A 9,608-nucleotide genomic window follows, 5' to 3' on the forward strand; every position below is an offset into this window, starting at 1 on the left:
CCGCTTTATCTTCCTGCTTTATTTCGATACTCGAGTAGGATATTGATGCCCTGGAATAAATCGGTGAAAAATGATAGCCAAAATGACAATTGAAACTGTTCCAAGCAGTATGGGGTGTAATAAAAAGCTCCATGCCGTATGACCGCCAAGCATGATCATGAGTGGGTTACCTCCAGCAGGAGGGTGGGTAACGTCGAACAATAGCATCAGAAATAAGCCAGCTCCCACAGCTAAACCTAAGGTTAATGGCGTAACGGCAAGGTAGTTGCTAAACAGCAGGCCAACACTTGCAGTGAGTAAGTGACCGATAATGACATTTTTGGGTTGTGCTAACGGACTTTGATGCACGCCAAAAATTAGCACCATGGTGGCACCAAAGGGAGCAATCAATAACCAGTCGAATTTAAATAAACCATCAAATGCGGCTAGGGCCCAGATACAAAGGGCTGCACCAATAGCTGATATCGTCGCAGTTAGTAGTCTATTATCTTTGAATAGTTGGACGGTGTGTTCTTTCATAGTGAATTACAACGTTTGAATAACGCCCGTAAATTATGAGGGAATAAACTCTATCAGCTAGGTCACTTCTGTCAAGATAAGCGCCTCGTGAAAGAGATAAAATAATTCGTATATGCTGACAAGGTAGGGTATAAAATATTGATGAAGTTATTTGTACGTAACGAATATACTTTTTTTCGCTGTTATTTCAGCATCAACCTTATAGGAAGAACGATATGTCACTTCTTGCACGTATCGGCAAAAGATTAGAGCCTCTCATGCTTGTAATGGGCTTGATTAGCCCTATCGCAACGCTCCCACAGCTCTACAAACTTTACTTTTCTCACAGTGAGCACGCTGCTGGTTTATCGCTTATAACTTGGGGGCTATATGCCTTTATTGCTCTGTTGTGGACAACATATGGTTTGTACCATAAAAATCCAACCATTTGGGTAGGTAACAGCCTTGGTTTTATTATGTACATGCTAATGGTTATCGGCATCAATATCATGACTTGAGAATATTATTACTTTAGTTATTACGAATACTTGTTTACTTTGTTCAATAGATAAAAATTAAAGGATTAATTGATGAAATTAAATTCATTATCACTGCTGTTGTTAGCGTCGCTCAGTTTCACTTCGTCTGCTAATGAAGTGGATAAAATGGTTGAGTTTTCCGTTTCTCAAATGAAACAAATGGGAGAATTTAAAGGCATGTCTGAGGCGACGGGGGTTTCAGAGTCTCGTTTAGAAAAAGGATTCAAAACGGCATTGACCCGCTGTTTAAAAAATCATGATATGAAGGATGGTAAATTACTTGAAGCCTGTATGAGCAAAGAGGTTCCAGCAGCCACAGGCTTAACAGCGGAGCAATTGGATACTTGGGAGGGATCTGGGGAAGCGCAGCTCCCGTCTGAGAAACTCTTTGAAGAGATGGATCAAATAACTGAAATGATATTTGATCTGGAAGATAAAGGTGAATTAACCGCGTCAGAAGAGGCACAGTTAACTAAACTGGAGAGTAAGCTCATACAACTCTCTAAGAAGCAGCGTGAAATGCAGCGTATAGAGATGAAGAATACAGCCTCTGATTTTGAAAATTACCATAAGCAGTAGTGCAACTTGATCAGCATGTATTTTTGAGGAATAAATGACTAGATTCAGAACTGCTCTCTAGCTGTATCGAGAGCTTGGTTCATGATGTTGATGATTGCAAAACCCAGTTGTTGCAGGTGAGTCAGAGGGTAATGACTCATTATATTTTATGTTACATAACCTAGGTACAGCTTTTCTTGTTTTAAAGAGATCTTCTACCCAGTCATGATACTAATCAAAGAAGGATTTTTTGTGTTTAAAACTATCAGAACTCGAATAGCCGTAAGTGCCGGAGTAGCAATGACGTTTACGTTACTCATTGCTATGGGCATGACAACGAACGCATATACGACAGTGAGTCAACAGGTGACCGATAAGGTTAAGATTCAGTTGAATGATGCGATTAATTTCCATTTAAAATCTACTGCTTCGGAGCAGGGGAAAATAATAGAAACTCAATTGTTTCCGGTTCTTGCTAATTTAAATCAAGTGAGATCAATCATAGAGTTGAGCGGTACAAATGCGGTCGGTGCCGATACCATCGTTAACCAGTTTATTGCTGCGCTAGAGGTTCAGGATAAAGCTGTATTTGCAGGTTATATGGTATGGGAGCAAAAAACTTGGCCCACAGAAACGGAAGTTCAAGTTCTAGAGGCAATTAATAGTAAGGGCTATTTAGCCCCTTTCTTTTCTCCTAATTCCAATAACAGCTTCGATTCCGTTGCGATGGAGAGTTTCAATAACACCACGCTCAATAGTAATGGTGAACGGACGGATGATTGGCACTTAATGCCGTTTGAAACTGGCCATACCTTTGTGATGGAGCCCTACATTTATCCGGTTCGTGGCAGAGATGAATTGATCACCACTATTAGCCAACCCATAAAAGTGAACGGCAGTATTGTTGGTTCCTTAGGTTTCGATTTATCCCTGTCAGAGCTTCAAGGACAGAGTGAAAAGCTGGCGGATAAATTATTTGATGGTGAAAGTAATATTATTATTTCATCTTGGAAAGGAGCAATACTGGCCAACAGTGGCGCACCATTAGAAGTTGGTAAAAAAGTTTCCAGCCAATTGTTTTCTCAATGGTCCGCTATTCAAACATTAGCCCGTCAAGCGGGGAGTGGCTTGATGTCTATTGGTTCGGAAGAATATGCGATTACCTCAGTTAATACCTCTGATTCTCATTGGATTGTGATGGTATCAGTTCCCAGAAGTAAACTGATACAAGGGATAACAGAGTTTGAAACCTGGAGCGACGTGCAGAATGAGAGTGCCATTAGACAAGGGGTTTTCGCAGGCCTTTTCGCAGTCGTACTTGGTATCATCGCCATGACTATGATAGGCAACTCTCTAGGGAGGATACTCACTAATCTTGTTGAACGTTTTAAAGATGTTGCCGAGGGAGATGGTGATCTAACCTATCGCATTGAAAAAAATGGTAAGGATGAAACTGCACAGTTAGCACATTGGTTTAATGCTTTTTTAATCCGCTTACAGGAGACTTTAGGTACTGTGATGCAGACGGCTGAACAGGTTGAACTGAGCTCGGCGAAGGGTAAATTACAAGCAGAAGGTTCAAAGCAGAAATTACTCAGCCAAGTTAACGAAGTTAACTCTCTCGCAACGGCCATCAATGAGATGAGTGCGACGGCGCAGGAGATAGCAAGTTCGGCAGTTCAAGCGGCTGCGGCTGCAAGTCAGGTACAATCCAATAGCGTTAGTGGCATGAAGCAGATGAACAATACGGTATTGGCTGTGAGTGATTTAGCATTGAAGATTAATAATGCTCAAGGACAAACTAAAAATCTGGCAAAATCCAGTGCAGCAATTCAAGGGATCTTATCAGAGATTGGTGGGATTGCAGATCAAACTAATTTACTCGCTCTTAATGCTGCGATTGAGGCAGCAAGAGCTGGTGAGGCTGGGCGGGGTTTTGCTGTTGTTGCCGATGAAGTGCGTAATCTGGCAACCCGGACTCAGAGTTCGACCGAAGAGATCCGCAAAATGTTAGCTCGCTTAGAAACAGAAACCCAGTCTATTGTTGATTTGATGCAAGAAAGTCAACAGCAAGCCATGGGGACAAAAGAGGAAACACAAGCTGCTCAGCAAGCGCTTGCGGAGATAAATCATGCGATTGAAGTCATAAATGACATGAATAATCAAATCGCTTCAGCTGCAGAAGAGCAAAGCGCTGTAGCTGAAGAGATTAATCGTAACGTAGTGGTGATTAATGATACGGCTGTGGAAGTGATGGACAGCATGACCTCAGCGGTTACCACCAGTGTTGAATTGGAGGGGAATGCGGGGGATCTTCGTATTGAGTTGAATAAGTTTAAAACTGAATAGCTTATTAGGATCCAGCTAGTCGTAGACCTCATGAGTTGAATCAACCTGGGCTATTATTTGTTGTTAATTGAAACTAAAAATAGCCCAGAATCTTATGATCTTGGGCTATTTTTAGTTGGATCCCATGCTATTGCTTGCATGAGTAACAGCTTGGTTTTTATGAGGCTCTATTCAGATAAGTATCAAAGAGAGATTGCAAGGGATGTGTGTTGAGCTCGTTAAAGCGGCTTAGGTGGTCTTTAAGTTTTGCACAACTGCGTGTAAGGGCTGTTGCTTTAATCTCATTTTTAATTTTTTCGCCTTTGCTTGGTGTGCTTAGCACTGCTAATTGGCACCGTTAATTACTCCAAGAGGCAATCTCGCTCTTGGCTAGAGCGAGGTTACCTATCTTTTTTAGCTACAGCGACTCACCATCGACCAATACACCGGCAGTGTCTGATCTTGTCTCGGTTTGCTTTAACACATCAAGTTTCTTGATGACAAAAATACCCACAGTGATAAATAGAGACATTCCAACTTCCACACCCACAACCGCTCTAAAACCGTTTTGCCATAGCTGTATTATCTGTGAACTGAACATCAACCAGTCAGCCAGTAAAGTCAGTATTAGCACCACCACAGTGGCAAAGAGCACCTGCGCGATATAGCGTTTTTTATTCTCGACTCGATAAGCCAGAAACATGGTCGCGACTAAGCTGATAACAAAGGCATAAACCATCATATCGGAACGGGCTGATATAGAGGCGGGTATGATCCGTTCACACAGGAAAGCCACCGCAGTCGCCAAGACTAAACCACCACAACTGCCCACGGATAAGCCTCTTACAAAACGGATACTACGAGCAGATACATTTTGCTGCAAACTGCGTTTATCAAGCCACAGCATATTGCCAACAAGGATCATCACACAAATGGAGATAGATAAGATAAAGTAAAGAATACGTACATCGACTCCCGCAAAATTACCGAAGTGGAGAGTGGCGATAACTTCACGTCCTTTACGAAATACGTTGTAGTTATTTATGTCTGTTTTACTGAGTAGTTCACCGGTTTTTACTCGATAAAAGAACTCATCATGTTGTGAGAAGTAAGATAAATTGTCACCCCGAATTTGAATGATGGCCGCTTCATCGCCATAGTGATAGAAAACGACATTACTGACGTTGAAGTCAGGGTTTTCTCTGGCTTCTTCAATGATGTGGTAAGCAGGTGTCATATCAAGGGGGTGTTCAATTCTAGCCTCATCAAACAGGGTAAAACCCGCATCTTTAAACAAGGCATCTTGATCGCCTTGGTAGATGAAAACCACAAAGGCAATTTGGTAAACAATGGCCAAGTTAAATACCAGACCACTCAAGGCGTACATTAACGTGAATGGCAGTGTCATCACTCCAACCACGTTATGTAGGTCCAATAATTTATCCCGTCGTTTTTTATCCGTTCGATATTGGAAGAACTGACGGAACAGCTTTTTTGCATGAATGAAAACACCTGATACAAGGGCGAAGAAGAAAAACAGGCTGATGATACCAACAATATAGGTACCTGCCGGTAAATTCAGGTTGTAGTGCAACTGATACAGAAAATCAGCTAAGAAGAAATCCTCTTTATTCGCTACAGTTTTCCCCGATTGGCTATCCACCAGTAACGAAGCCACTTCACCGTGTTCATCCTCCATACCCTCTTCGCGAATAAGGTCGAGATACACTTTGTAATAAGGATCATGCAGGGATGGCATCTGCACCATCAAATGCTCTTGGTAGTCAAAAGGATGCTGTGCCAGCTTTGCTTCAACGATTTGCTGCAGTGGCATCTCTTGTTGTTGTATTGCGACCGGAAACTGCGGAGCTACCGCCCATTGCTTCACCTCTTCATAAAAGAGCGTGACCGCGCCAGCCCAAAAAATGAGAAACAGCAGCGGTGAAATAATGACCCCAATCCAACTATGTGATTCGGTTAAATTCTTAATGATCTTATTGGATTTGGTCGTTTGGGAATTTGCAATTTGAGTATTCATTGGGTTACTTCGTCAGAAATAAAAAGGCATTAACGGCAACAGAGATCAGCAGTAATTTAATACAAGCAAGGCCACTGGCTTTAGCACTGTTATAGCTAAAGTAATAAACCATGGCGCCAACCCAAATAAGGAACCCTGCAATCAACCCGATGAGTAGCTTTACATCGATTGCGAGTGGGATTAACAGATATAGACTCAACATAATGCTGACAGACAGTGCAAGCCCACCGAAAAATGCAGTGATTGATTTAGGCCACATAACTAGCTAATTCCTAATAACATAATGCCGGAGAAAAAGCTGATGCCTAGGCTACCAGTCAACATTAGCCTGTGATTAATATGGGATGCAGCAATCACTAACAACAACCACATCGCCATGACAAGCAATAGACTATTGAGCATGGAAACTACGAGACCATAACGATACGAGAAACAATAGGTCGCCAGTAATAGACATGCTGAAAACACTGACCAAGCAGTTGATTTTTTGATGCATTTCTTATTTAGTTTTTGTTTGTTTGAAGATAAATAGCTAAACAAGCAACCTATCCATAAAAGCGATACCCCTAGAAAGACCATTCAACTGACTCACAATTAAATACAAATGATAATTATTTGTATTTATTATCGTAAATGCGTTATCAAATTACAAGTGTGTTGTGATAGCATTTTGCGCAAAATGCAAATAATAACTATTATCACTTAGGCCTGTCACATGTATTCATCTAAATTAAACTTCATTACCAGAGGAATACGCTTAGGCTTATTCGTTCCCGCAGCGTTAGTTTGCTTATCTGTTTCCGCTGATGAAGCGGAGAGAATCGATAGCGCTAATATTGAGAGGATCATGGTAACGGGACAAAAAATTGCGCGAAGCATTCAAGAAACAACAACCAGTGTCGCGGTACTAACGGAAAAACAACTTGAGCAGGAAAACATCAATAATTTCCGTGAAGTGTTGATCAATACTGCTAATACACATACTTCTGGGAGCAGTAGTTTCAGCATTCGTGGCATTGATGGATTCAACGTATCGGGTGGCGGTAATAGTTTTCTGGCTAGTGTGTATGTGGATGGTGCTCCGCTGCCAGAGCGTATGATTTCTGGTGGTGCATTCTCAACATGGGATGCTAAGCAGATTGAAGTATTAAGAGGTCCACAGTCAACACTTCAGGGTCGTAATGCGCTTGCGGGTGCGGTGATCATGACCACCCAAACACCGACACAAGAATGGGAAGGCAAGTACCAGTTAACTGCAGGTGATAATGGGCAAAAAGAGATCGGTGTCGCTATCGGTGGTGGTTTAATCGAAGATGAATTAGCGTTTCGCTTCAGTGGTGAGAAAAAGGAGCTCGGTGGGTATAATGAAAACCTCACCCGTCATGAAACCTCCGATTTCCATGACGATGAAACCTATCGGCTCAAACTACTCTATCAACCTTCTGCCATACCAGAATTTTCAGCCCTGCTAGGCTACACCTACGTCAATAGCCGCTACGGCAATACCGGAATTGAAATTGCCGAAGGTGACAATCCTTTTGAAAACCGCAATACCTATTATAACGACGGAAGAGATGAAACCATTAACGCTGATATGATCGTGCTTGAGCTGCAATATGATCTCAGTGATATTTGGAATATATCCTCCCACACTACCTGGTCAGTCGTCGACACTGACTACAAGTGGGATACCGATTTCCTTGCCATTTCAGGTTCGGTATTTCCAGAAGATACTGGCAGTGCGACCCATTACAAAAACACCACCGACTCTCTTAGCCAAGAGTTGAGGCTTATTTTTGAATACGACAATGTCAGAGGCGTCATTGGTGCATACTTCTTTAAAACAGATATCGATGACAGCTCCAATGGCTTGAGTAACTTAAAGCTTAACCGCTTAGGATTGACCAGTGATATTTTACAGGCAAGATATGGACTAAGTGAGCCTATTGCCGATTTTGTCGTTGGGCAATATTCAGAGTTTAATCCTGCCCACACCAGTGCGTTGTCATCATCTCAGCAAATGATTTCAAGCTATGCATTGTTTGCCGATGGAGTCTGGAATGTCACCGAAAAATGGGATGTTTTTGCTGGTATTCGTTTCGACCGAGAAAGTCAGCAAACACAAAGTGACGCGCGGTATGTCATCTTAAATAAAGACAAGATGCCTGACCCTGCTAGCTACATAGGGACACCTTACGAAGCAATATCTCCGCTGATTGCTGGTATCAATAAGATGTTTACTGACCTCGCCAGTAATGCCTCACAGGTGACACCTAAAATTGATACCGATTTTGACACCATTTTGCCTAAGATTGGCGTTAGCTATAACTGGTCAGAAGATTTGATCACCAGTTTTTCGTTTCAAAAAGGCTACCGTTCAGGGGGAGTCGGCATCAACAGTGTTCGCGCTAATGTGTACGAGTATGAACCTGAGTTTACCTATAATTATGAATTCTCTCTTCGTTCGACATGGCTAGATGGTGATCTCGTTGCTAATGCTAACGTGTTTTATGTTGATTGGCATGATCAGCAAGTTGCAGTGCAACTGTCACCAAACCGTTACGACACCGAAACCATCAATGCGGGTCAATCAAACGTGAAAGGGTTCGAGTTAGAGCTAAGTTATCAAGTGACCCATGAATTGGCACTGTATGCATCACTTGGTCAGGCTAAGACAGAGTTTACTGATTTTGTTATCAGCATTCCTACTGAAAAAACTCCCATTGTAGACGACCTATCAGGTCGACAGTTTACTGCGCCTGAATGGACCGGAAATATCGGTGCCACCTACACGGCTGACAATGGTATTTTCGTCAACTTAAACGCCAATTATGCCAGCAGTTCACCAAACCGTGTTAATCCATATCGAGAAGGGCTTAAAGAGGGGGATGCTGAGTTTGATCTACAAAATAGCAGCCGCACTTTAGTCAATATGCAATTGGGTTACGAATGGCAGGACATCGGCATTTACCTGCAAGGCAAAAATCTATTTGATGAAGAGTACATTACCACTAACTTTACGCGCACACCGAGTCTGGGAGCGCCAAGACAACTTGCGCTTACTTTGCGAGGTGAATTTAGTTTATAACAGCAAAATAGTTTTTAGATATGCTAAAACGACAAGAGATGGAGGCAGATAAAAACTGTCTCCACTTCATTCAAATACTACACCCGAGAGGGGACATTGCGGTATTTATACCAATCAGTATAAGAAGTTGATCTACTCAGAGTCTGAGGGATCCCCTCGAATTTAATAGCATGCTTGTGGCTCCAGAATTAAGCCTTGTAGTGTTTTAATGGCTGTTCGCCAATGCGACCTCAGTAGCTTCAATTTCCTATCTTTATATGCTCTCAAGCCAATGAATTGGTTTGAGAGCACGTTGCGGTGTTTTATTGAGTTAGCTTGATATTGCCTATGTTTATTGGCTGCTTTGACTGCTAAACCTAGCAGGTAAAGCACAAATTGAGATAGGCAGGCTACGAGTAGTAATACGCTCAGTCTACTGGCTATTCGACTACCACTATTATTCATCTTTAGGCCTGTTTTAACATCCCTAAAGCTTTCTTCTATTTGCATTCTCGTCGCATAAATTTTGATGATTCTTTTAGCTGTATTACTTGAAATGCAAAGTGATGTTGCCAGTAAC

At 42.0% G+C, this 9,608-nt stretch carries 7 protein-coding genes and 1 pseudogene; 4 read left to right on the forward strand and 4 right to left on the reverse strand.

Annotated features, from left to right (window positions below; translation table 11 throughout):
• Positions 1-18: 18 nt before the first annotated feature.
• The gene (locus FN961_RS01820) at positions 19-519 is read right to left on the reverse strand and encodes an HPP family protein (protein WP_143562825.1); all 501 of its coding nucleotides are present in this window, start codon (positions 517-519) and stop codon (positions 19-21) included.
• Between the two features lie 215 nt (positions 520-734).
• On the opposite strand from FN961_RS01820, the gene FN961_RS01825 reads away from it, so the two are divergent.
• The 3 genes from FN961_RS01825 (at position 735) to FN961_RS01835 (ending at position 3,944) form a co-directional block, all read left to right on the forward strand.
• Positions 735-1,016 carry a SemiSWEET transporter gene (locus tag FN961_RS01825; protein WP_143562826.1) on the forward strand — a complete coding sequence of 94 codons (282 nt, stop codon included), beginning with the start codon at positions 735-737 and terminating at the stop codon, positions 1,014-1,016.
• 72 nt (positions 1,017-1,088) lie between these two features.
• Positions 1,089-1,616: a hypothetical protein gene (locus FN961_RS01830; RefSeq protein ID WP_143562827.1), complete on the forward strand. Its 528-nt coding sequence runs from the start codon at positions 1,089-1,091 to the stop codon at positions 1,614-1,616.
• 231 nt (positions 1,617-1,847) lie between these two features.
• Positions 1,848-3,944 (forward strand): methyl-accepting chemotaxis protein, encoded by a 2,097-nt coding sequence (locus tag FN961_RS01835; RefSeq protein WP_143562828.1) that lies wholly within the window; start codon positions 1,848-1,850, stop codon positions 3,942-3,944.
• A 397-nt stretch (positions 3,945-4,341) separates the two neighbouring features.
• Here the strand turns inward: FN961_RS01835 and FN961_RS01840 are convergent, their stop codons facing one another.
• Both FN961_RS01840 and FN961_RS01845 read right to left on the reverse strand, forming a co-directional pair.
• Positions 4,342-5,961: a PepSY-associated TM helix domain-containing protein gene (locus tag FN961_RS01840; protein ID WP_143562829.1), complete on the reverse strand. Its 1,620-nt coding sequence runs from the start codon at positions 5,959-5,961 to the stop codon at positions 4,342-4,344.
• Positions 5,962-5,965: 4 nt separating this feature from the next.
• Entirely contained in the window at positions 5,966-6,220 is a 255-nt protein-coding gene (locus tag FN961_RS01845; RefSeq protein ID WP_143562830.1) for a hypothetical protein, read from the reverse strand.
• 456 nt (positions 6,221-6,676) lie between these two features.
• Between FN961_RS01845 and FN961_RS01850 the strand changes: the two genes are divergently transcribed.
• Positions 6,677-9,049 (forward strand): TonB-dependent receptor, encoded by a 2,373-nt coding sequence (locus FN961_RS01850; protein ID WP_143562831.1) that lies wholly within the window; start codon positions 6,677-6,679, stop codon positions 9,047-9,049.
• A gap of 162 nt (positions 9,050-9,211) precedes the next feature.
• On the opposite strand, the pseudogene FN961_RS01855 reads toward FN961_RS01850, so the two are convergent.
• Positions 9,212-9,608: pseudogene (locus tag FN961_RS01855) on the reverse strand (IS4 family transposase); the annotation flags it as partial.

The sequence above is a fragment of the Shewanella hanedai genome (genome assembly GCF_007197645.1).
Lineage (GTDB): Bacteria > Pseudomonadota > Gammaproteobacteria > Enterobacterales > Shewanellaceae > Shewanella > Shewanella hanedai.

Coding starts and splice junctions, on each gene's coding strand:
- FN961_RS01820 (WP_143562825.1), bottom strand. CDS start 519: ATGAAAGAACACACCGTCCAACTATTCAAAGATAATAGACTACTAACT.
- FN961_RS01850 (WP_143562831.1), top strand. CDS start 6,677: ATGTATTCATCTAAATTAAACTTCATTACCAGAGGAATACGCTTAGGC.
- FN961_RS01845 (WP_143562830.1), bottom strand. CDS start 6,220: ATGTGGCCTAAATCAATCACTGCATTTTTCGGTGGGCTTGCACTGTCT.
- FN961_RS01830 (WP_143562827.1), top strand. CDS start 1,089: ATGAAATTAAATTCATTATCACTGCTGTTGTTAGCGTCGCTCAGTTTC.
- FN961_RS01825 (WP_143562826.1), top strand. CDS start 735: ATGTCACTTCTTGCACGTATCGGCAAAAGATTAGAGCCTCTCATGCTT.
- FN961_RS01840 (WP_143562829.1), bottom strand. CDS start 5,961: ATGAATACTCAAATTGCAAATTCCCAAACGACCAAATCCAATAAGATC.